Below are 21,078 nucleotides of genomic sequence, written 5' to 3'. Positions count from 1 at the left end.
ATCCGGCGGGGGCCGGGAGGTCGGGCCTACTCCTCGCCGAGGAGGCGGGAGAGGTAGCGGGCGACGGCGCGCACCGCGGTGATGTTGCCGGAGTAGTCCATCCGGATCGGGCCGAGCACGCCCAGGCGCGAGACCTGGCCGCCCGCGGTGTTGTACCCGCTCGTGAGCACCGAGGTCTCCTGCAGCCCGAACGGCGCGTTCTCGCGGCCGATGCGCACCGAGATGCCCCGGGGGTCCGGCGTCATCTCGGCGAAGAGGCGCAGCAGCTCCACCTGCTCCTCTATCGCCTCGAGCACGGGATAGATGCTGCCCGAGAAGTCCTCCTCGGTGCGGACGAGGTTCGCGGCGCCGGCCATGACCAGGCGGTCCTGCCGGTTGGCGCCGACCTGCTCGAGCAGGGTCTGCACGATCGGCGTCAGCACGTGGCGCCGCTCGGGGCTGAAGCGCTCCGCGACGGAGCCGAGCGTCTCGGCCGCCTGCTGGAGCCCGAGGCCCAGCACGGCCGTGTTGAGCTTCGCGCGGATCTCGCCGAGGAGCGCGTCGTCCACGTCCTCCGGGGTCTCGAGCACGCGCTGGTCGACCCTGCCGGTGTCGGTGATCAGCACCGACAGGAGGCGGCGGGGAGCGAGGGCGACGAGCTCCACGTGGCGCAGCCGCGCGGCTCCGAACGACGGGTACTGCACGAGCGCGACGCTGTTGGTGAGCTGCGAGAGCAGGCGGACGGTCTTGACCAGCACCTCGTCGAGGTCCGGGCTCTGCCCGAGGAACGTCTCGATCGCCTGGCGCTGCGCGGAGGTCAGCGGGCGCAGGTCGGCGAGCTGGTCGACGAAGAGGCGGTAGCCCTTGTCGGTCGGCACGCGTCCGGAGGACGTGTGCGGAGCCGCGATCAGCTCCTCCTCCTCCAGCTGGGCCATCTCGTTGCGGATGGTGGCGGCCGAGACGCCGAACGCGTGGCGCTCGACGATCGACTTGGAGCCCACCGGCTCCCGGTTCGCCACGTAGTCCTGCACGATCACGCGCAGGACCTGGAGACCGCGCTCCGTGACCATACGACCGACCTCCCGCCGGACTCCGAGTGCCCGCGGGCACGACCGTCTGCGGCGCTGACGCCGCGCGGAGCCTGGCACTCCGCAACTCTGAGTGCCAATCATAACCGGGAGGCGGACCGCCCGGCGGGGTTGCGCGGGGATCGGCCGGGGTGCACTCCTGCAGGGCCGCGGGGAGGAGCCCCGTCATCCCCGAGGAGGAGGTCCCGCGCGGCCCGGTGCGGAGAGAGTCGCCGCATGCCACGATGGACGCCGAGCGCACGGGGGACGCCCGTCGCCGCCGCCGGAACGGAGACCATCATGTCGGCCACCCCTCCCCCGCCCCCCGTCTACGGGACCCCGGCTCCGCCGCTGAACCCGGCGGACGAGAAGACCTGGGCGATCGTCACGCACGTGACCGGCATCTTCTTCAGCTTCCTGCCCTCGCTGATCGTCTTCCTGGTCTTCAAGGGGCGCGGACCGTTCCTCGAGGCGCACGCCAAGACGGCCCTCAACTTCCACCTGACGACGCTGATCGCCTACGTCGCCGGGACGATCCTGTCCTTCGTCCTCGTCGGCTTCATCGTGTTCCTGGTCGTGCCGATCCTGGTGATCGTCTTCGCGATCATCGCCTCCGTGCGCGCCAGCGCGGGCGAGTACTACACCTATCCGCTCAGCATCCCGTTCTTCAAGTAGCCGCGGCACCGGGGCGGCCGTGCGTCGGCCGCCCCGGGATCCGGCCTCAGCCGTCGGTGAGGCGGCGCACGACCGCGTCGGCCAGCAGACGGCCGCGCAGGGTCAGCACGATCCGGCCGCCGAGCGCCGCCCGGCCGTCGACGAGGCCGTCGGCGATGAGCCCCGCCACCTCGCTGCGCCGATCGGCGTCGATCGCGTCGATGGGCAGCCCGTCCGCCAGGCGCGAGCGCAGCAGCACGTCCTCCACCCGCCGCGTCCCCGCGTCGAGCGTCTCCCGCCCGGCAGCGGGCGAGACCCCGGTGCTCAGCCGGTCGGCGTAGGCCGCCGGGTGCTTCACGTTCCACCAGCGCACGCCTCCGACGTGGCTGTGCGCGCCGGGACCGACGCCCCACCAGTCGTGGCCGAGCCAGTACGAGAGGTTGTGCCGGGAGCGGTGGGCGTCGTCGCGCGCCCAGTTGCTGACCTCGTACCAGGAGTACCCGGCAGCGGTCAGGCGCGCGTCGGCGAGCTCGTACATGTCGGCGGTGAGGTCGTCGTCCGGGGTCGCGACCTCGCCGCGGCGGATCTGCCGGGCGAGCTTCGTGCCGTCCTCCACGATCAGGGCGTAGGCCGAGAGGTGGTCCGGCCGGTTGGCGAGCGCGGAGTCGAGCGACCGCTCCCAGTCCGCGAGGGACTCCCCCGGAGTGCCGTAGATGAGGTCGAGGCTGACCTGCAGGCCGGCCTCCCGCGCCCACTCGACCACGAGCGGGACCCGCTCCGGGTCGTGGGTGCGCTCGAGCGTGGCGAGGACGTGCGGCACGGCCGACTGCATCCCGAAGCTGACGCGGGTGAAGCCCGCCTCGGCCAGCGCGCGGATGTAGGCGGCGTCGACGGAGTCCGGGTTCGCCTCGGTGGTGATCTCGGCGTCGGGCGCGACCCCGAAGTGGGTGCGGAGGCCGTCCAGCATCCGCACCAGATCGCCGGCGGGCAGGAGGGTGGGCGTCCCGCCGCCGAAGAAGACCGTGCGGGCGGGGCGTCGGGGCAGACCCGCGCGCTCGAGCACCTCGGCACCGAGAGCCATCTCGGTGATCGCCTCGTCGGCGTAGTCCTGCTGCTTCGCCCCGCGGAGCTCGGTCGCCGTGTAGGTGTTGAAGTCGCAGTACCCGCAGCGGACCCGGCAGAACGGCACGTGCACGTAGAGGCCGAGGTCGCGCTGCTCCACGCCGTCGACGACGGACGCGGGCAGTCCGCCGTCGAGCGGAGCAGGATCGGCGATCGGGAGGGCGCTCCCCACGTCAGCTGACGCGCGCCGGCAGCAGCGCGCGCAGGTACTTGGCGACCTGGCGCTTCTGCACGGCGCGCAGCACCGGCGCGCCCAGGCGGTAGAGACGGGTGGAGGGTCGCGAGAAGACCCGGATGACGAGCCAGACCGAGTCGTCCGCGCGCTTCTCGACGACGAAGGACTCCTCGCCGCTCTCGGGGTGGCCCTCGAGGGTGCCGTAGGCGAAGCCGACCTGGTCGGGCTCGTCGACGACGTAGACCACGCGGACCGGGGCGTCGAAGACGCGGCCGAGCAGGGTCACGCGGAGCACGGCGGTCACGCCGGCGGTGATGTAGGGGGTGCCGTCGGGAGCGAAGTGCTCCTCCGTCGGCCGGCTGACGAGGTCGATCGGGGTGCCCGCCGCGTCGAAGTTGACGCCGGTGTACTGCACGCCGCTCCCGCTGGTGATGTCGGTCACCTCGATGCCGCTGCCGCGCTGCACGCCCCAGGTCATCAGGGAGGCGGTGGTGATGGCGAAGCGCTCGTCGCCCGAGCCGAGACGGGCCTCGAAGCGCTCGGCCGTGAAGCCGTCCGGCGGGTACTCGAGCAGGTCGGGTGCCAGAGTGCCGCCGACCGCCGCGTAGGTGACCTGCGGCTGGCCCTCGAAGTTGGAGCGGCGGATGCTCACGTCCCGACCTTCTTCCCGGACTCCTCGAGCGCGGCGCGCGTCGAGTCCGCGTGCCGGGTGGTGCTGTCCATCCGACCCAGCGTATCCGACCGTCGGCGTCCCGAGCCGGGAACGACCGAGGGCCCTCCCCCGCCGGAGCGGGAGGAGGGCCCTCGTCGTGGTGCGGGTCGGGTCAGCTGCAGGGAGTCAGCTTCGCGACGGCGTCGGACAGGGTGCCGGTGCCGCCGAGGAGGACGACGCTCGTCGCTCCGCCGGCCTTGATGTCCTGCAGCACCTTGACCGGCACGCAGGTCGGGGGCACGGCGAAGAGGGGGCTCCCCGTGCGCCCGGCGGCCGCGGCTCCCGCCAGGGCGTCGGGGAAGTTCTCTCCGGTGGCCAGGAACACGGTCTTCGACCCGCGGGGGAAGGCCGCCAGGTTGAGCTGCTCCGAGGTGTCGTAGCGGTCGACCCCGCCGATGCGGTTGACGACCGGTCCGGCCGGCACCGTGAGGGAGTTCTGGATGCCGGCGCTGACCGACAGCTCGGATCCCGCGATGGTGAGCACCGGCGGCCGGAGCCGCGTCAGGATCCCGACCGTGGTCGGGTCGGCCGCCGGGAGGCCGCCGTTCACGAGGACGACGGGGGCCGAGTTCTTGCCCGCGGCGGCGGTGGCGCTGAGCGCGTCGGGGAACTTCTCGCCGGTCGCGAGCCAGGCCCCCTTCGGCGAGGTGCCTTCGAAGGCGCTCTCGATGATCTTCCGCGACGTGTCGTAGCGGTCGGTGCCTCCCAGGCGGAAGACCCTCCCGTTCGCGTACTGGCCGAGGTCGGTCGCGAGGGCGTCGCTGACGCTGAGGTCGGAGCCGACGACGACGATCCGCTGGGGCTTGAGACGGGTGAGCTCGTCGCGCACGACCTGGCTCACCGAGTCGCGGTCGACCAGGAGGAGCGGGCCGCCCTGCTTCGCGGCGGCGGGACCGGCGCTGAGCGCGTCGGGGAAGTTCGCGCCGGTGGCGATGTAGACGACGGGCACGCCGGGGGTGGCGAAGGTCGCCTTCGAGATCTCGACGGCGGTGCCCTGGCGATCGGTGCCCGCGAGGCGGGTCACCGTCGGACCGTTGCCAGGGGTCGGCCCGGTGGTCGGCGGAGTCGTCGACGCGACGACCCTGAGGGGCACCCGGACGACGAAGGCGGAGCCCGCCGGCTGCTCGACACCGCGGCCGGCTCCCGTGACGCGGATGGAGGGAGCGCCCGTGAGCGAAGTGTCGCCGAAGTTCTGGTACCGGTCGTAGAAGTCCTGGTTCGGCTTCACCGCGACCGACGAGCCGTCGTCGAGGACCCTAGCGGGGGCGGTGAGCGCCGGGGTGCCGTCCGTTCCGACGGTGGCCCGGACGGAGGTGCCGAAGAAGCCGGGCACGCCCGTCTCGACGACGACGACGTCGCCGGCGCCCGCGTCGGTCAGGCTGCCGCCGCCGGCCCAGAAGATGCCGTCGTGGCGGGTCGAGCTCGGAGTGGTCGCGGACAGGTCGACCACGGCCGCGTCCTCGCCGCTCGCCGGAGCGACGGTCAGGCCGGCGGTGACGCTGAGGTCGAATCCCGTCGTGGACTCGAGCGCCGGGGGGACGTAGGCGTCGTCCGCCTGCGGCGCCTCCGCGGTGAGGTCGAGCCTCACCGCGGGCTGCTCGAACGAGCCCACCGTGCGCTCGAGCGGGATCTCGATGGTGTTGGCGGCGGCGTCTACAGCCGAGGAGCCCGACACGAAGTCGGCATCGCTGGTGCTGAGGCGCCAGTCCACGGTCTCGTACCCCGGGTGCGACCACTCCGTGAACCCGGCGGACGCGCTCGCGGCCGGGAGCTCGACGGTGATGGTCTCCGCGTCGGAGGAGACGGACAGGCCCTTCGCGACGCCGAACTGGTCGATGTCCTCCCAGACGAAGGGCGCGGGCGACGCCTGCACCTCACGGCTCGCGGCTGATGCGGGTGCGGCGGCGACGAGCGATCCCGCCGTCACCGCTGCGACGCCCAGCAGCGCCGCCCCCGATCTGATCCAGTGCTTCCTCGTGCGTGCAGAGTCCACGGGCTTCCCCCTTGATCGTGATGAGAGGGCCGACCGTCGACGCTCCAGCCCCCGAGCGGATCGTCCTCGATCCGCAGCCGCGTCCAGCGCTCGAAAGCTACCTGGGAAGTGATCGGCGCCGCAATGGCCCCTCACCGCAGGTCCCCTCTCGGGGGGTGCGCCTCCGCTGGAGGAGTCCTACTTCTTGTCCTTGGTCTCGACGTCACCCGAGAGCGCGGCGATGAACGCCTCCTGGGGGACCTCGACGCGGCCGACCATCTTCATCCGCTTCTTGCCCTCCTTCTGCTTCTCGAGGAGCTTGCGCTTGCGGGTGATGTCGCCGCCGTAGCACTTGGCGAGGACGTCCTTGCGCATCGCGCTGATCGACTCGCGGGCGATGATCCGGGCGCCGATGGCGGCCTGGATCGGCACCTCGAACTGCTGACGCGGGATCAGCTTGCGCAGGCGCCCCGTCATCAGCACGCCGTAGGCGTAGGCCTTCTCCCGGTGCACGATCGCGCTGAACGCGTCGACCTGCTCGCCCTGCAGCAGGATGTCGACCTTCACGAGGTCGGCCTCCTGCGAGCCGGCGGGCTCGTAGTCGAGCGAGGCGTAGCCGGCGGTCTTGGACTTGAGGTTGTCGAAGAAGTCGAAGACGATCTCGCCGAGGGGCATGTGGTAGCGGATCTCGACCCGGTCCTCGCCCAGGTACTCCATGCCGATCAGGGTCCCGCGGCGGCTCTGGCAGAGCTCCATGATCGTGCCGACGTAGTCCTTCGGCGCGAGGATCGCGGCCTTGACGATCGGCTCCGTGACGGCGGCGATCTTCCCGACGGGGAACTCGCTCGGGTTCGTGACGGTGACGGTCTTCTTGTCCTCCGTCGAGACCTCGTAGATGACCGAGGGCGCCGTGGTGATGAGGTCGAGACCGAACTCGCGCTGCAGGCGCTCGGTGATGATCTCGAGGTGCAGGAGGCCGAGGAAGCCGCAGCGGAAGCCGAAGCCGAGCGCCACCGACGTCTCGGGCTCGTAGACGAGCGCCGCGTCCGAGAGCTTGAGCTTGTCGAGGGCCTCGCGCAGGTCCGGGTAGTCGCTGCCGTCGATCGGGTACAGGCCCGAGAACACCATCGGGAGCGGCTCGGTGTAGCCGGGCAGCGCCTGCGTCGCGGGCTTGGACGCCGTGGTGACGGTGTCGCCGACCTTCGACTGGCGCACGTCCTTCACACCGGTGATCAGGTAGCCCACCTCGCCGACCGCGAGACCCTGTGTCGCGACGGGCTCGGGGCTCGACACGCCGATCTCGAGGATCTCGTGCGTGGCGCGGGTCGACATCATCTGGATCTTCTCGCGCGGCGAGAGCTTGCCGTCGATCATCCGGACGTAGGTGACGACCCCGCGGTAGGCGTCGTACACGGAGTCGAAGATCATGGCGCGCGCCGGGGCGGAGGGGTCGCCGACGGGCGGCGGGATGAGCTCGGTGACGCGGTCGAGCAGCGCCTCGACGCCCATGCCGGTCTTGCCGGAGACGCGGAGGACGTCGTCCGGGTCGCCGCCGATGAGGCTCGCGAGCTCCTTCGCGTACTTCTCGGGATCCGCGGCCGGCAGGTCGATCTTGTTCAGGACAGGGATGATCGTGAGGTCGTTCTCGAGCGCGAGGTAGAGGTTCGCGAGCGTCTGCGCCTCGATGCCCTGCGCCGCGTCGACCAGGAGGATCGCGCCCTCGCAGGCCGCCAGCGAGCGGCTGACCTCGTAGGAGAAGTCGACGTGACCCGGAGTGTCGATCATGTTCAGGGCGAACGTGCGCCCGTCGCGCTCCCACGGCATCCGCACGGCCTGCGACTTGATCGTGATGCCGCGCTCGCGCTCGATGTCCATGCGGTCGAGGTACTGCGCGCGCATCGCCCGGTCCTCGACGACACCCGTGATGCCGAGCATCCGGTCGGCGAGGGTGGACTTGCCGTGGTCGATGTGGGCGATGATGCAGAAGTTGCGGATGGACGCCGGATCGGTCGCGGCGGGCTCGAGCCCGGAGTGTGCACGTGGAGACATCGTGGGACCAGTGTCCCATGCCCGGCGGCGGAGGCCGGGACCGGCGGCTACAGATCGAGTCCGTAGGTGCGGGTGGGCTCGACGCCGGGCGGGTTCTCCCGCTCGCCGAGGCGGACGAAGCCCATGCTCTCGTAGAGGGCGTGCGCGGTGGTCATCAGCGTGCCGCTGTTCATCACGACCCGCTGGAGGCCCCGCTCAGCGGCGAGCATCACGACGAACTCCGTGAGCAGCCGCCCGAGACCCCGCCCGTGTGCCTCCGGGGCGACGGCGAGCAGCCGCCAGTCCAGCTCGCCGGGGCGGCCGAGCTCGTACAGGTTCGCGCCCGGGCGCGCAGTGGTGACCGTCGCGAGGATCCGCCCGTCGCCCTCGACGGCGACCCAGACCTCGCCCTCGACGTCGTGCCGGGCGACCGCGGCGACGTCGGCGGCGTACTCCTCCCCCAGCTCGTAGTCGTGGGCGTAGGCGGCGAGCCGCAGGCGCGAGACCTCGTCGTACTCCTCCGCCCGGACGCGCCGGACCAGCACCTCGGCGGCGCTCATCCGCGCACCGGGGTCGGGAGAGCGCGCAGCCCGTGCTCCAGCGCCGCGGGGTCAGCGGCGAGGCAGACGCGGATCCAGCCCTCGCCGGTGCGGCCGAAGGCGCTGCCGGGAGCGACGGCGACGAGGGTCTCGAGGAGGAAGGACTCGACCCAGGAGGCGACGTCCCCGCCGGTCGCGTGTGCCATGTCGATCCACAGGTAGAACGCGCCCTCGGGCTCGCGGTAGGCGATCCCCCGCTCGTCGAGCACGCCCGTCGCGAGCCGCAGGTTGGCGAGGTAGTGGTCGGAGGCGGCGGCCACCGCGTCCTGCGGCCCTGTCAGAGCGGCGAGGGCGGCGCGCTGGTCCGGAGTGGCGACGCAGCTGATCGCCGCCTCCTGCACCGTGACCATGATCGACGTGAAGCCGGGAGGCGTCACGAGGTAGCCGACGCGGACGCCGGTCATCGCGTAGGTCTTCGAGAAGGAGAAGACGCTGAGGACGCGGTCTGCGTCGTCCCCGCGCTCCTGCGCGATCGCCGCGAGGCTCGCGTGCGGGCGCCCGTACGTGAAGTACTCGTAGACCTCGTCGCTGAGCACCCACAGGTCGTGGCGCCGGGCGATGTCGAGCAGGCGCTCGAGGACCTCCCTCGGGAACACCACGCCGAGCGGATTGGACGGGCTGTTGACGATCAGGACGCGGGTCCGGTCGGTGATCAGGCGCTCGACCTCCTCGGGATCGGGGAGGAAGGCGTTCTCAGCGCGCAGCGTGTACGGCACGGGGACGGCGCCGATGGTCCGCGCGTTGGTCGTGAAGACGGTGTAGCCCGGGTCGGGGATGAGCACCTCGTCGCCGGGCCCGAGCAGGAGCGTCATCGCCTGGTGCAGCGCCTGCGTGGCGCCGACGGTCACCCAGACCTGCTCGACGTCCGCCTCGATGCCGTTGTCTCGTGCCAGCTTCTCGACGATGGCGCGCCGGAGCTCGGGGACGCCGCCGTTGGGCCCGTAGCGGGTGTCGTCGGCCGCCCACGCCGCCCGGGCCGCCTCGATGATGTGCGGCGCGGTCGGCACGTCGGGCTCGCCCACCGCGAGGAGCGTCACTCCGTCGAGCCGCAGCGCGATCTCGAACAGGTGGCGGATGCCCGAGGGCGGCACCGCGGAGAGGTGATCGGCGAGACGGGGCACCGGCGTCACGTTACCGGCGGGCCCGGGCCGCGAGACGCCACGGCGGTCCGCCTCCCCCGGCGTGTCGCCCCGGCGGCCCCGACCCGGACGGCGCCGCACCCGCGGGCGCGGCGCGGTTGAAGGGTGACGACGGGTGCGCTAAAGTTCCTTGTTGGCTTGCGCTCCCCCTCCGGACACCCGGCAGGCGTGGAGTGATCAGAAGCCGGCGACCTCCAGTCGCACCGCAGGGCGTTCAGACGCCCGCGGAAGGGGCACTCCGTCGAGTAGCCGGCTGCACACACGCACATCCGAGAAGAAGGTAATCCACGTGGCAAACATCAAGTCGCAGATCAAGCGCAACCTCACCAACAAGAAGGCGAACGAGCGCAACAAGGCCGTCAAGAGCGAGCTGAAGACCGCCATCCGCTCGGTCCACACCGCCATCGCCGCCGGCGACACCGAGAAGGCCGGCACCGCCCTCGCCTTCGCCGCCAAGAAGCTCGACAAGGCCGCCAGCAAGGGCGTCATCCACAAGAACCAGGCCGCGAACCGCAAGTCGGCCATCGCGAAGCAGGTCGCCGCGCTGTAGTACTGCGCGAAGCTGCAACGACGGAGGGTCCGGCCATTGGCCGGGCCCTCCGTCGTTGCAGCTTCGCGGTCGACGGGCTCCTCGTGCCTCGTCGCCCGTCGCGCGGTCGGCTCACAGGGGTGGTCGCGGTGGGAGGAGCGTCCTGCGTTCCGGGTACGACGATCCGCTGACACGCGGATCGCCGGTGACCCTGCGAGGGCATCGTCCGGCTCTCGATCGGCTGCGGCCCGGTTGGCTACCGCGGAGGGTCGCGGGTGGAGGAGCGGAGAGCGTTTCGGGGTACGACGATCCGCTGACACGCGGATCGGCGGTGACCCGCACCGATCTCGACGGGCTCCTCGTGCCTCGTCGCCCGTCGCGCAGTCGGCTTCCGCGCATGGTCGCAGTGGGAGGAGCGGGTTCCGTTCCGGGTACGACGATCCGCTCGCACGCGGATCGCCGGTGACCCTGCGGGGTCGTCGTCCGACTCTTCGTCGGCCGCGGTGCGACCCTGCGAGGGGAGGTGATCCCCTCACTGCTGGTCGAGCGGCCGCGGAGCGGCGTATCGAGAACCGCAGGGGACGAGGTCGGTGCGGATCGCGGGCGCAGGGTCTTTCGGGCGGGTCAGAGGCCCCGGGCGGACACGACGGAGACCATGCGCTCGAGGGCGTACACGGGGTCGCGGGTGGCGCCCTTCACGTTCGCGTCGGCGTCGGCGACCGTCAGGATCGCGGTGCCGAGGCCCTCGCCGGTCCAGCCCTGCAGGTCGCGCCGGGCCCGGTCCACCTGCCACGGAGCGAGGCCCAGACGCGAGGCGACCTGGCCCGAGCCCTCGCGCGAGCCGGCGACCTTCGCCATGGTCCGCAGCTTGCTCGCGAACGCGGCGACGATCGGTACCGGGTCGGCACCGGAGGCGAGGGCGTGGCGGAGCCCGAGCAGCGCCTCGCCGTGACGGCCCGCGATCGCCGAGTCGGCGACGGTGAAGGCCGTGGTCTCGACGCGGCCGCCGTAGTACTTCGCGACGGTCGCCTCGGTGATCTCGCCGGTGACGTCGGACAGCAGCTGCTGGCACGCCGACGCGAGCTCGTCGAGGTCGTCGGAGAAGGCAGACACCAGGGCTCGGACGGCACCGGTGGTCGCCGTGCGGCCGGCGGTGCGGAACTCGGCGATCGCGAAGTCGACCTTGTCGCTCTCGCGCTTGAGCTCGGCGCAGACGATCTCGATGCCGCCGCCCGTGCCCGAGCGGATGGCGTCGAGGAGCTTCTTGCCCCGGTTGCCGCCGCCGTGGCGGAGCACCAGGGTCGCCCCGTCCGCGGGCGCCGAGAGGTAGTCGAGGGTCTCGAGGAGGAACGCGTCCGTGCACTTCTCGACATTCGAGACGCGGATGAGGCGGGGCTCGTCGAAGAGGGACGGGCTCGCGAGCGTCAGTAGCTCCCCCGGCGCGTAGCCGCCGGCGTCGATGTCGCTGACCTCGAGGCTCGGATCCTCGGCCCGGAGGAACTCACGGAGGAAGCGCAGCGCGCGGTCGGCGAGGAACTGCTCCGGGCCGGTGATCAGCACGATCGGCGCCGGCCGGGTCTGGTTCCAGGCGAGCTGCGGGATCGCCGCCTTCGAGGGCGCTGCCTTCGCGCGCGCCGGGGCCCTGCCTGCCATGCCGTGTCCTTCCGTGCCGCGCCCGTCCGAGCGCCCTCCACCCTACGGCCCGCTCACGGCGCCCCGAGGACGCCGCGGGAGCCGTCGCGCCGCTCACCCAGACCGCGATCCCGTCGCTGCGGGACGCGAGCACGACCGTACCCTCGACATCCGACCTCAGCGCCTCGACCCCGCGCTCGGCCAGCAGAGCGAGGAGCGACGGATTCGGATGTCCGTAGTCGTTCTCCGCCCCGACGGAGATCAGCCCGACGCTCGCGCCGAGCGCGTCGTAGAGGGCGGGCGACTGGTCGGCGGAGCCGTGATGCGCGACCTTGACGACGTCGACCCGGCCGACCGGCAGCCGGGAGACGCGCCCCTGCTCCTGCTCGCCGAGGTCGCCCAGGAGTGCGACGGAGAGCGGGCCGCCGCGGGCGTCCGCGCCGATGTCGACCCGGAGGGTCACGCTCGCCTCGTTGCCCCGCAGCGCGCTCCGCCGCTCCGGCCACTCGACCCGCCAGCGCAGCGAGCCGAGCGCGCCGCTGTCGCCGCGGACCGCCTCCTGCACGGCGACCCCCGCGCCGGTGAGCGCCGCCCGGTCGCGCTCGTCGTCGCGGCCCGCGGCGGGCCCGACGAGCGCGGCGTCGGTCCGTCCGAGGACGGTCTGGAGCCCGCCGACGTGGTCGAGGTCGTAGTGCGTCAGCACCAGCAGCGGGATCCGGTCCACTCCCATCAGGCGGAGGCAGGCCTCGAGCGGTGCGGGCTCGGGCCCCGTGTCGACGAGCAGCACGCCCGCGTCTCCGCGGAGGAGGACCGCGTCGCCCTGCCCGACGTCGCACATCGCGACACGCCAGTCCTCGGGAACCGAGGCGGCGCGGAGGAGCGGCGTGGCGACGGTGGTGCCGCCGGCGGCGGCGATCGCGCACGCCAGCCCGACGGCGGCGACCCGGCGCACCCGCGCGAGCCGCGGCGACTGCGTGACCAGCACGAGGGCGAGCAGGGTCAGCACGGTGAGCGTGAGCGCTCCTCCTACTCCGGGCCACCAGGCGATCCTCGGGGCGGGCCACGAGTCGACGGCGCGGGCGATCGAGGCGATCCACCAGGCGGGGACGGCGGCGAGCCGGATCGCCGCGTCGGCGGCTCCGGGCCACCAGGGGGCGAGCAGGCAGCCGATGAGCCCGAGCCCGGTCGCGGCGGGTGCCGCGGGCTCGGCGAGCAGGTTGGCGAGCACTCCGTACACCGGCACCGACGGGTCCACGAGCAGCAGCACGGGCTGGCAGGCGAGCTGCGCCGCGGTCGGCACCGCGAGCAGCAGGGCGAGAGGCCGGGGCAGCACTCGACCGAGAGCGCCCGCGATCGGCTCGGCGAGCAGCAGGAGTCCGGCGGTGGCGAGGACGGACAGCACGAAGCCGAGCCTCCCCGCGATCGAGGGGTCGGCGGCCACGAGCACGACGACGGTCGCGAGCAGGGCGGGCACGGCCGCTCCGGAGCGACGCCCGAGCCGCGCGAGGAGGACCACCGTCGCCATCACGGCGGCCCGCACCACGCTCGGCTCGGGGGTCACCAGCACCACGAAGCCGGCGAGCAGGGCGAGGGCGGCGACGGTCCGGAGGCGGCGCCCGGCGCCGAGGAGCGCCGCGATCGTCCAGCCGGCGACCACCACCACGGCGCAGTTGGCGCCCGAGACGGCGGTCAGGTGGGTGAGCGACGCGGTGCGCATCGCCTCCTCGAGCCCCGCGTCGAGCGCGGACGTGTCGCCGGTCGCGAGGCCCGGCAGCAGCCCCGCCACGTCGCCGCCGACCAGCGCCGCGCGTTCGAGGAAGCGCGAGCGCAGCACCTCCGCGACGGCCGCCGCTCCCCCGGGACCGCGCCGGTCCTGAACGGACGCCGCCCTCAGCATCGTCGCCTCGCCGACGGGCGCCTCCTGCGCCGCAGCACGCGCCTCCAGGTCGAGCTCGGCGCCCACCGGCAGCCGACCGCCGGGATCGGCGAGCAGCACGCGGACGGGGGCCGCGGTCGACGCGTCTCCCACCCGCAGCGCCGTCGCGTCGAACCACACTCCCCCGGTCGCGAGCGGTCGGGCACCCGTGTCGACGCGCACGGTGACCGGGGTGAGGGCGCGATCCTCCTGTGCCTCCCGCAGCGACGCCGGGTGGTCACCGGGCGCCGCGGCGACGACGGAGGTGAGGGCGAGGGCGGCACCCGCGCCCCCGACGAGCACCGCTCCGACCAGCCGCCCGCCGAGGCCGCGCCGGAGCAGGACGCACGCCGCCCCGAGCAGCACCCAGCCCGCGGCGCACCACGAGAGGCCTCCGTCGAGCACCGCCGCGACCGGCAGCATCCCGGCCGCCCACGCCGTGGTCCAGGCGGACACCGCTGCCGGCAGGAGCCGCAGGTCGGTCGCCCGGACGCTCGTCACGGCGCGACCTGGTCGCGGAACGCGGCGAGCGTCTTCTCGCCGATCCCGGGGACCTCGAGCAGCTGGTCGACAGAGGAGAACGGGCCGTTCGCCTCCCGGTGGGCGACGATCTTCTTCGCGGTCGCCGGGCCGATCTCGGGCAGCTCCTCCAGCTGGGCCGCCGTCGCCGTGCTCAGGCTCAGCACGGATCCGGCGGCGGAGGCCCCTCCCGGAGCGGATCCGCCCGGAGCCGCTCCCGCCGCGGCCGGCGCCGCTCCCACGGCCGGCACGACGATCTGCTCGCCGTCGACGAGCCTCCGGGCCAGGTTGACCGCCGCGCGCTCCGCCGACTCCTGGAACCCTCCGGCGGCGGCGACCGCGTCCGCCACCCGCGCCTCCGGCGACAGGACGTACAGCCCCGGAGAGGCGACCTCCCCGGCCACGTGCACGTACAGCGACTCGACCAGCGCAGCAGCGGGCGCGCTCGTCGACACGGCGGGCTCCAGGACCCGCTCACGACCGCTCGACCGCGCTCCCGCGAGCAGCACCGCGACCACCGCGGCGCCGATGACAAGCACGACCGCCGCTCCCACTCCCACGCGCCAGCGCGGGCGGGCGCGGCGGGGCCGCAGCAGCGCCGTCAGCTGCTCGTCGTCCGTCCCGCTGGTCTCTGGCATCCGCCGACGGTAGGACCCGTGTCCCCGCCCGGAGCGGCCGCCGACGCCGATCCGAGGAGAGCCCGCCGGATCGCCTCCCTGTGGAGGAAAGGGCAGCACCGGCGCAGAACGCACGACGGGGCCCCTCCCGCGAGAGGAGGAGCCCCGTCGGGACGGATCGGCGGCTAGACCGCCTTCGTCACCAGGTTCACCAGGCGCGGCGCGCGCACGATCGCCTTCACGACCTCGCGGCCGACGAGAGCCCGGGCGACGCCGGCCGTGGCCCGCGCCTTCTCCTCGAGCTCGTCGGAGGAGATCTTCGGCGAGACCTCGAGCCGGTCGCGGACCTTGCCGTCGACCTGCAGGATCGCCGTGACCTTCTCCTCGACCAGCAGCGACGGGTCGGCCTTGCGCCAGAGCGCGTGCGCGACGGTGCCCTCGTAGCCCAGGCGGTGCCACATGTCCTCGGCCGTGTACGGCGCGAACAGGTTGAGAGCCATCGCGACCACCTCGACCGCCTCGCGGACCGCGGGATCCCCGGCCCCGGCACCCGAGTCGACGACCTTGCGGGTCGCGTTGACGAGCTCCATCAGCCGCGCGACCACGACGTTGAACTTGAACGCCTCGATCAGCGACGGGGACTCCGCGAGGAAGCGGTGGGTCTGGCGGCGCAGAGCCGCGTCGCCCGACTTCCACTCGACGTCGGGCCTCGAGGTGACGTCCTTCGCCAGGCGCCAGGCGCGGGCGAGGAACTTCGCGCTGCCGCCGGGCGAGACGTCGGCCCAGTCGATGTCGTCCTCGGGCGGGCCGGCGAACGCCATCGTCAGGCGCACGGCGTCGACGCCGAACTCGTCCAGCTGGTCCGAGAGGCGGACGATGTTGCCCTTCGACTTGGACATCGCCGCGCCGTCCATCTGCACCATGCCCTGGTTCAGCAGCGCCGTGAACGGCTCCGTGAACGACACGTAGCCCAGGTCGAACAGCACCTTGGTGATGAAGCGCGCGTACAGCAGGTGCAGGATCGCGTGCGTCACGCCCCCGACGTACTGGTCGACGGGCGCCCACTTCTCGGCGAGCTTCGGATCGAAGGCCTGCGTGTCGTCCTTCGGCGAGAGGAAGCGGAGGAAGTACCACGAGGAGTCGACGAAGGTGTCCATCGTGTCCGGGTCGCGGCGGGCGGGCGAGCCGTCCACCGGGTGCGGCACGTTCACCCAGTCCTCCGCCGCTCCGAGCGGCGACGAGCCCTTCGGCTGCAGGTCGAGACCGTCGGTGGAGGGCAGGACGACGGGCAGCTGGTCCTCGGGAACCGGCACGAGCTCGCCGTCGGCTCCGTGGATGATCGGGATGGGGGTGCCCCAGTAGCGCTGACGCGAGATCAGCCAGTCGCGCAAGCGGTAGTTCTTGGCCGAGCGGCCGCGGCCGCGCTCCTCGAGCATCCTGATGACGCGCTCGATGGCGGTGCGCTTGGAGAGCCCGTCGAGCGGCCCGGAGTTGATCAGGCGGCCGTCGCCGGTCAGCGCCTCGCCGGTCGTGGCGGGGTCGAGCGAGTACTCCTTCTCGAGCGCGGCCAGCTCCTCCGGGTCCTCCGGGATGACCGGGATCGCCCCGGTGACGGACGCGTTGGTGTCGACGACCACGCGCACGGGCAGGTCGAAGGCGCGGGCGAAGTCGAGGTCGCGCTGGTCGTGCGCGGGCACGGCCATGACGGCTCCGTGGCCGTAGTCCGAGAGGACGTAGTCGGCGGCCCAGATCGGCAGCCGCTCGCCGTTCACGGGGTTCACCGCGTAGCGGCCGAGGAACACGCCGGTCTTGGGGCGGTCGGCGGTCAGGCGCTCGATCTCGCTCGACTTCTGCACCGTCTCGAGGTAGCTGCGGAACGCGTCGCGGATCGCGGGCTCGGAGCCCTCGACCAGCTCGGAGGCGAGGTCGGAGTCGGGCGCGACGACCATGAAGGTCGCCCCGTAGAGCGTGTCGGGGCGCGTGGTGAAGACGGTGACGCGCTCGTCGCGGCCCTCGATCTCGAACTCGACGTCGGCGCCGATGGAGCGGCCGATCCAGTTGCGCTGCATGGCGATGACCTTCGACGGCCAGGAGCCCTCGAGCTGGTTCAGGTCGTCGAGCAGCCGGTCGGCGTAGTCGGTGATCTTGAAGTACCACTGCGTGAGCTTCTTCTTGACCACGACCGCGCCGGAGCGCTCGGAGGTGCCGTCCGCCAGGACCTGCTCGTTCGCCAGGACCGTCTGGTCCACCGGGTCCCAGTTGACCCAGCTGTCCTTGCGGTAGGCGAGGCCCTTCTCGTACATCTTGAGGAACAGCCACTGGTTCCACTTGTAGTACTCGGGGTCGGAGGTGTGCAGCACGCGGTCCCAGTCGAAGGACGCGGCGTAGCGCTTCATCGAGCGCTTCTGCTGCTCGATGTTGTCGTAGGTCCAGGTGACCGGGTTCAGCCCGCGCTTGATCGCGGCGTTCTCGGCGGGCAGGCCGAAGCTGTCCCAGCCGATCGGGTGGAGGACGTTGAAGCCCTGCTGGCGCCAGTAGCGCGCGATCACGTCTCCGAGCGCGTACGCCTCGGCGTGGCCCATGTGCAGGTCGCCCGAGGGGTACGGGAACATGTCGAGCACGTACTTGCGGGGGCGCTTGTCGTCGGGGTCGTCCGTCGCGAACGGGCGCGTCTCCTCCCAGATCGGGAGCCACTTCTCCTGGAGCGCTCGGAAGTCGTAGCGCTCCTCGTCGCTCGCGCCGGTCTGCCGGGAGGTGTCTTCTGCCACAGGTGCTTCTCACTTCTGAAGGAGGGGGAGAACGCGCACGCGTGGGCGGCTGCGTTCGACCATCAACCCTACTGGCCCCGCGCGCACGGCAGACGAACGCGGCGCCCGCTCACTCCTCGGCGGCGCCCAGCACCGCGAGGAGCGCCCGCGCCTTCAGCCGCGTCTCCTCGACCTCCTCCTCCGGCACCGAGAGCGCGGTGATGCCGCCGCCGGTCCCCAGGCGGGCGCGCTCGCCGTCGAGCACGAGGGTGCGGATCGTCATCGCGAGGTCCAGCGAGCCGTCCGAGCCCAGGCGGCCGAAGGCGCCGGAGTAGACGCCGCGGGGACCGCCCTCCCACTCCCGCAGCAGCTCCACGGCCCGGCGCTTGGGCGCTCCCGTCATCGAGCCGGCCGGGAAGAGGGCTGCGATCAGCTCGGCGATCCCGACGCCGGGCGCCCGGCGGGCCGAGACCTCGCTGACCAGCTGGTGGACGTGCGGGTAGCTCTCCACCTCGAGCAGGCGGTCGACGACGACGGAGCCGGGGGCGGCGATCCGGGCGAGGTCGTTGCGGACGAGGTCCACGATCATCACGTTCTCGGCCCGCTCCTTCACGCTCGACACGAGCTCGTCCCGGAGCGCGCGGTCCTCGTCGGCGTCCCGGCCCCGGGGGCGCGTGCCCTTGATGGGATGCGTGGCGACGCGTCCATCGGCCCCGCCGGTGAGGAACCGCTCGGGCGAGGCGCTGACGAGCGCGAGCGGGCCGAGGCGGATCAGCCCGCCGTGATGGCTCGGGCTGGAGCGGCGGAGGCGACGGTACGCCTCGACGGGATCGAACCGGCCCTCGACGACGATCTCGTCGGTGAGGCAGAGCTGGTAGGCGTCGCCCGCGCGGATGGCCTCCTGGCAGCGGCCGATCAGCGCCGTGTACTCGGCGGCGGAGTGGCGGCGGACCGGGTCGCCGGCGGGCTCGGGATCCGCGGGGTCCGCGGGTGCGGGCGCGCCGACGAGCTCGAGCAGGCGCGCGGTGAGGTCCTGCGCGTCGCCCGTGGCGACCAGGCGGACGGTCCGGGCCCCGTGGTCGAACTCGAGCACGGGGTCGCCTCGGAGCAGGGCGAGGGCGGGCGGATCCGCGGGGCCGGCCGGCGCCGTCGGCAGGGAGACGAAGGCGGCTCCCGCCTCGTAGGAGATCCAGCCGTAGCGGCCGAGCGCGCGGTCGCCCGCGGGGGCCTCGTCGTCGACGGCGGCGAGCGCCGCCGCCACGTCGCCGCCGGCCTCGACGAGGAGCACGTCCTCGCGGGCGCACGCCCCGAGGTAGGAGCGGCCGCTCGTCGCTCCGAGGCCCGAGTCGAGCCAGAACGACGCCTCGGCCGTGGCGAACAGGGCGTGGTGCGCGAGCTCCGGATCGACCCAGGGCAGCTCGATCGAGCGGACGTGCCGATCCTCCGAGACCACTGGGCTAGCGTAGGCGGTCGTGGACGGCGAGCAGGTTCGGGAGTGGGACGGGCGGGCCCTGACGAGCGTTCCCGAGCCGCCCGGCACCTCCCTGGACGCGGCCGACTCCTGGCTGGTGGACGAGGGACGCGTCCGCGGGCTCGACCTGCACCGCGAGCGGTTCGCCGCCTCCGTCGCCTCGGCGGGCGGGCACCCGGACGTCGAGCCGTTCCTCCACGCCGCGATCGCCGCCCTGCCCCGCGAGGGCCGGTCCTTCCCCCGCGTCGAGCTCTCGGGAGGCGCCCTGCGGCTCCGGCTGCGATCCGCCCCGCCGACGTCCCGCTCCGTGGTGCTGTGGACGAGCCCCGTGGATCCGCGCCGGACACCCTCCTGGAAGGGGCCGGACATCGCGCGTCTTGCCCTCCTCCGCACGCGCGCGCACGCCGCGGGAGCGGACGAGGCCGTGCTGCTCGACGCCGACGGCGCCGTCATCGACGGAGCGAGCAGCGCGATCCTGTGGTGGCTGGGCGATGCGCTGGTCGTCCCTCCGGCGACGAGCACCCGCGTGCGCAGCGTGACGGCCCGCACGGTCTCGGTGCTCGCCGGCGCGCTCGGCGTGGACGTGATCGAGGCCCCGGCCGAGCCGGAGTCGCTGGAGGGCCGTGAGGTCTGGACGGCCAACGCCCTGCACGGTCTCCGGCTGGCGACCGCCTGGGTGGACGGACCGGCGCTCGCCGCGGAGCCGGGCCGCCTGGACGCCTGGCGGAAGCGGCTGGACGCTCTCAGGCGGCCTCTCCCGGCGCTCTGACCCGCGGAGGACCTCAGCTCCCGCGCGTCCCCCAGACGGAGGGCCCCCGTTCCGGTCGCACTCGTGCGTCCGCCGTGCGAGCATCGAGTACCCCCTCTTCCGGCCCCCGCCGGCCACTCGAGAAAGTCCTGCGATGACGCGTTCCTCCTCCACCCCCCCCCTCGCCTCAACGTTGGTCGCGCTCGTCGCGACCGGGGCCCTGCTCTTCGGCGCGACCCCGGCCCTCGCCGCGGAGAACCCGCAGAAGCCCCTCTCCTCCTCCGAGGAGGCGCCGACCGGCCTCGCCCCCGCGAGCGAGTCGCCCGAGGCCGCCCAGCAGACCGCCCGCGCGGCCGTCAGCTACTACAACGCCCTCGTCGGCGGCGAGGAGCTGGCCGCCGGACAGCGGATCGTCTCGGGCACGAACGGCTACTCGTTCCGGATGCAGACCGACGGCAACGCCGTGCTCTACGACCCGCAGGGCCGCCCCACTTTCGCCACGAACACCCAGGGCCGCGGCGACCACCTGGTCATGCAGACCGACGGCAACATGGTCGTCTACTCCGCCAAGGGCGGCCCCGTGTGGAGCACGAACACGATCAACGAGGCGGGAGCCTCGGTGATCATGCAGCCCGACGGCAACCTCGTCGTCTACCGCGAGAACGGCTCGCCCGCCTGGGCGAGCAGCGTCCGCCGCGTCATCGCCGAGCCGGTGACCGACACGCTGTTCACGGAGCAGACCCTCCGCCCCGTCCACCAGCTCACCTCCGTCGACGGCCGCTTCAGCGCCGTCATGCAGAACGACGGCAACTTCGTCGGCTACGGCCCCCAGGGCGCCGTCTGGGGCACCGGCACCGGCGGCTCCGGCAACCGCATCACCATGCAGAAGGACGGCAACGCCGTCGTCTACGGCTCCGACGGCTCCGTCAAGTGGTTCTCGGGCACGCGCGGCAAGGACCTCCGCCTGGGCATCAACAACGCCGGCTCGCTGATCATCGTGAACCCGTCCGACGACGTGATCTGGACCAGCCAGGCCGCCTTCCCCTCGACCACCCTCTACGCGGCGAACTCGCTCGAGGCGGGCAGCTTCCTCCGCTCCGCGAACGGCGTCTACCGAGCGGTGATGCAGGCGGACGGCAACTTCGTCGTCTACGGCAAGAACGGCCCGATCTGGGCGTCGAAGACCACCCGCGCAGGCGGCTTCTTCGCCCTCGACACCAGCGGGCAGATCGCCGTGGGCACCGAGACGACGAGCGGATGGTCGGTCGTCCCGCCCGCCGCGTCGGTCGGCCCCTACAAGCTCGTCATGCAGGACGACGGCAACCTCGTCGAGTACGACAGCCGCCGCGCGGTCTGGGCCAGCCGCGGCTGACGCCCCTCCGCCACGACGCCCCCTGGTCCCCGGACCGGGGGGCGTCGTCGTCTCCCCCGCCGTGGGACGATTCCCCCGACC

The 21,078-nt window shown here is 72.9% G+C and carries 16 protein-coding genes; 4 read left to right on the top strand and 12 right to left on the bottom strand.

All coding sequences use genetic code 11. The features are described 5' to 3' along the window. Positions 1 to 26 precede the first annotated feature (26 nt). A complete protein-coding gene (hrcA, locus tag C5C71_RS15850) occupies positions 27 to 1,049 on the bottom strand; it encodes a heat-inducible transcriptional repressor HrcA (RefSeq protein ID WP_104223131.1) in 1,023 nt (340 codons plus the stop codon). A 234-nt stretch (positions 1,050 to 1,283) separates the two neighbouring features. Between hrcA and C5C71_RS15845 the strand changes: the two genes are divergently transcribed. Then, positions 1,284 to 1,721 carry a DUF4870 domain-containing protein gene (locus C5C71_RS15845; RefSeq protein ID WP_244229439.1) on the top strand — a complete coding sequence of 146 codons (438 nt, stop codon included), beginning with the start codon at positions 1,284 to 1,286 and terminating at the stop codon, positions 1,719 to 1,721. A 46-nt stretch (positions 1,722 to 1,767) separates the two neighbouring features. Here the strand turns inward: C5C71_RS15845 and hemW are convergent, their stop codons facing one another. The 6 genes from hemW to C5C71_RS15815 form a co-directional block, all read right to left on the bottom strand. Continuing rightward, on the bottom strand, positions 1,768 to 2,994 hold the full coding sequence (hemW, locus tag C5C71_RS15840; RefSeq protein ID WP_104315705.1) for a radical SAM family heme chaperone HemW: 1,227 nt from the start codon (positions 2,992 to 2,994) through the stop codon (positions 1,768 to 1,770). Between the two features lies 1 nt (position 2,995). Beyond that, entirely contained in the window at positions 2,996 to 3,649 is a 654-nt protein-coding gene (locus tag C5C71_RS15835; RefSeq protein ID WP_244229440.1) for a DUF1990 family protein, read from the bottom strand. Between the two features lie 172 nt (positions 3,650 to 3,821). After that, positions 3,822 to 5,702 (bottom strand): cell wall-binding repeat-containing protein, encoded by a 1,881-nt coding sequence (locus tag C5C71_RS15830; protein WP_146084506.1) that lies wholly within the window; start codon positions 5,700 to 5,702, stop codon positions 3,822 to 3,824. A 177-nt stretch (positions 5,703 to 5,879) separates the two neighbouring features. After that, positions 5,880 to 7,730, bottom strand: a complete 1,851-nt coding sequence (gene lepA / locus C5C71_RS15825) for a translation elongation factor 4 (protein ID WP_104223127.1) — start codon at positions 7,728 to 7,730, stop codon at positions 5,880 to 5,882. Between the two features lie 47 nt (positions 7,731 to 7,777). Next, complete coding sequence (locus C5C71_RS15820) at positions 7,778 to 8,269, bottom strand: GNAT family N-acetyltransferase (RefSeq protein WP_104338057.1); 492 nt, start codon at positions 8,267 to 8,269, stop codon at positions 7,778 to 7,780. After that, positions 8,266 to 9,429, bottom strand: coding sequence for a pyridoxal phosphate-dependent aminotransferase (locus C5C71_RS15815; RefSeq protein ID WP_104338056.1), 1,164 nt, complete (start codon positions 9,427 to 9,429; stop codon positions 8,266 to 8,268). Before C5C71_RS15815 ends, C5C71_RS15820 begins: the two co-directional genes overlap by 4 nt. Before the next feature lie 307 nt (positions 9,430 to 9,736). Here C5C71_RS15815 and rpsT point away from each other — a divergent pair, with 307 nt between their 5' ends. Further along, positions 9,737 to 9,997, top strand: a complete 261-nt coding sequence (gene rpsT, locus C5C71_RS15810; protein ID WP_097165711.1) for a 30S ribosomal protein S20 — start codon at positions 9,737 to 9,739, stop codon at positions 9,995 to 9,997. Between the two features lie 603 nt (positions 9,998 to 10,600). Here rpsT and holA read toward each other — a convergent pair. The 5 genes from holA to pabB all read right to left on the bottom strand — a co-directional run bounded on the left by holA (position 10,601) and on the right by pabB (position 18,859). Continuing rightward, the gene (gene holA / locus C5C71_RS18010; protein ID WP_258059737.1) at positions 10,601 to 11,578 is read right to left on the bottom strand and encodes a DNA polymerase III subunit delta; all 978 of its coding nucleotides are present in this window, start codon (positions 11,576 to 11,578) and stop codon (positions 10,601 to 10,603) included. Then, positions 11,478 to 14,024 carry a ComEC/Rec2 family competence protein gene (locus C5C71_RS15800; RefSeq protein WP_104338055.1) on the bottom strand — a complete coding sequence of 849 codons (2,547 nt, stop codon included), beginning with the start codon at positions 14,022 to 14,024 and terminating at the stop codon, positions 11,478 to 11,480. Before C5C71_RS15800 ends, holA begins: the two co-directional genes overlap by 101 nt. Next, complete coding sequence (locus C5C71_RS15795) at positions 14,021 to 14,680, bottom strand: ComEA family DNA-binding protein (RefSeq protein WP_104338054.1); 660 nt, start codon at positions 14,678 to 14,680, stop codon at positions 14,021 to 14,023. The genes C5C71_RS15800 and C5C71_RS15795 overlap by 4 nt, the downstream gene beginning before the upstream one ends. 164 nt (positions 14,681 to 14,844) lie before the next feature. Next, entirely contained in the window at positions 14,845 to 17,427 is a 2,583-nt protein-coding gene (gene leuS / locus C5C71_RS15790) for a leucine--tRNA ligase (protein ID WP_104225642.1), read from the bottom strand. Positions 17,428 to 17,536: 109 nt separating this feature from the next. Beyond that, positions 17,537 to 18,859 carry an aminodeoxychorismate synthase component I gene (gene pabB / locus C5C71_RS15785; RefSeq protein ID WP_104338053.1) on the bottom strand — a complete coding sequence of 441 codons (1,323 nt, stop codon included), beginning with the start codon at positions 18,857 to 18,859 and terminating at the stop codon, positions 17,537 to 17,539. A gap of 19 nt (positions 18,860 to 18,878) precedes the next feature. On the opposite strand from pabB, the gene C5C71_RS15780 reads away from it, so the two are divergent. Beyond that, complete coding sequence (locus tag C5C71_RS15780; protein WP_258064180.1) at positions 18,879 to 19,646, top strand: aminotransferase class IV; 768 nt, start codon at positions 18,879 to 18,881, stop codon at positions 19,644 to 19,646. 133 nt (positions 19,647 to 19,779) lie between these two features. Next, entirely contained in the window at positions 19,780 to 20,997 is a 1,218-nt protein-coding gene (locus tag C5C71_RS15775) for a hypothetical protein (RefSeq protein ID WP_104338052.1), read from the top strand. Positions 20,998 to 21,078: the final 81 nt, after the last annotated feature.

This window comes from Rathayibacter sp. AY1C1 (genome assembly GCF_002932105.1).
Lineage (GTDB): Bacteria > Actinomycetota > Actinomycetes > Actinomycetales > Microbacteriaceae > Rathayibacter.
Note: the sequence above shows the minus strand (reverse complement) of the source record. Positions and strands in the feature narration are given on the sequence as shown.

Bases quoted from the DNA above. Each gene is read 5' to 3' on its own strand.
- lepA (WP_104223127.1), bottom strand. From the start codon at position 7,730: ATGTCTCCACGTGCACACTCCGGGCTCGAGCCCGCCGCGACCGATCCG.
- C5C71_RS15820 (WP_104338057.1), bottom strand. From the start codon at position 8,269: ATGAGCGCCGCCGAGGTGCTGGTCCGGCGCGTCCGGGCGGAGGAGTAC.
- C5C71_RS15795 (WP_104338054.1), bottom strand. From the start codon at position 14,680: ATGCCAGAGACCAGCGGGACGGACGACGAGCAGCTGACGGCGCTGCTG.
- hrcA (WP_104223131.1), bottom strand. From the start codon at position 1,049: ATGGTCACGGAGCGCGGTCTCCAGGTCCTGCGCGTGATCGTGCAGGAC.
- C5C71_RS15775 (WP_104338052.1), top strand. From the start codon at position 19,780: ATGACGCGTTCCTCCTCCACCCCCCCCCTCGCCTCAACGTTGGTCGCG.
- C5C71_RS15845 (WP_244229439.1), top strand. From the start codon at position 1,284: ATGCCACGATGGACGCCGAGCGCACGGGGGACGCCCGTCGCCGCCGCC.